Origin of the sequence: Streptomyces sparsogenes, assembly GCF_001704635.1 — a bacterium.
In the GTDB taxonomy this organism is placed as follows: Bacteria; Actinomycetota; Actinomycetes; order Streptomycetales; family Streptomycetaceae; genus Streptomyces; species Streptomyces sparsogenes.
The window spans coordinates 1-1117 of the sequence record NZ_MAXF01000007.1 but is presented as its reverse complement, the minus strand read 5'-3'; the positions used below and the strand labels follow the sequence as shown (position 1 = coordinate 1117).

1 protein-coding gene is annotated in these 1117 nt (G+C 72.7%); it reads left to right on the top strand.

The genetic code is table 11. The features are described 5' to 3' along the window. Window positions 1–1117 (top strand): acyltransferase domain-containing protein (locus BBH68_RS00105; RefSeq protein WP_141712937.1); only part of this gene is annotated, 1117 nt, incomplete at both ends.

Genomic DNA, 1117 nt, shown 5'->3' with positions numbered 1-1117 from the left:
CGGATGCGCGGCGCAATGGTCACAGGGTGTGGGCGGTGGTGCGGGGTTCGGCGATCAATCAGGACGGTGCGAGCAATGGTTTGACGGCGCCGAATGGTCCGTCGCAGCAGCGGGTGATCCGGCAGGCGTTGGCGAACGCGCGGTTGTCGCCGGCGGATGTGGATGTGGTGGAGGCGCACGGTACGGGTACGACGCTGGGTGATCCGATCGAGGCGCAGGCCGTGCTGGCCACCTACGGCCAGGGGCGCTCGGCGGAGCGGCCGTTGTGGCTGGGGTCGGTGAAGTCCAACATCGCCCACACCCAGGCCGCCGCCGGTGTGGCCGGTGTGATCAAGATGGTGATGGCCATGCGGCATGGCCTGCTCCCCCGGACGCTGCACGTCGACGAGCCGACGCCCCATGTCGACTGGGACAGCGGGGCGGTCGCACTGCTCGGCGAGCCGACCGACTGGCCGGCGACGGAGCGTCCGCGGCGGGCGGGCGTCTCGGCGTTCGGCATCTCCGGCACCAACGCGCATGTGATTCTCGAAGAGGCGCCCGAACCGTCCACGGAGGAGGAAACCACCGAGCCGGCGCCGGTGGGCGGGGTGGTGCCGTGGGTGGTGTCGGGGCGGTCGGCCGCGGGGTTGCGCGCCCAGGCCGGGCGGCTGGCGGAGTTCGCCCAGGAGACCGTGGGCGAGGCGGCGGAGATCGGCTGGTCGCTGGCGGCCGGCCGGGCGGTCCACGACCACCGCGCGGTGGTGGTCGGCCAGGACCGGGACGAGCTGCTCGCGGGGCTGACGGCACTGGCCGAGGGTGTGCCGTTCGGCGGTCTCGTGAGCGCGGATCCGGTGGCCGGAGGCGCGGGGCCCGTCCTGGTGTTTCCCGGGCAGGGGGGTCAGTGGCGTGGGATGGGTGTGGAGTTGCTGGATGTGTCTTCGGTGTTCGCGGGGCGGATCGCGGAGTGTGAGGCGGCGTTGGCGCCGTTTGTGGACTGGTCGTTGACGGGGGTGTTGCGGGGCGGGGACGGGGTGGATGTGGCGCGGGTCGATGTGGTGCAGCCCGCGTTGTGGGCGGTGATGGTGTCGCTGGCGGAGGTGTGGCGGTCGTTCGGTGTGGAGCCCGCCGCGGTGGTGGG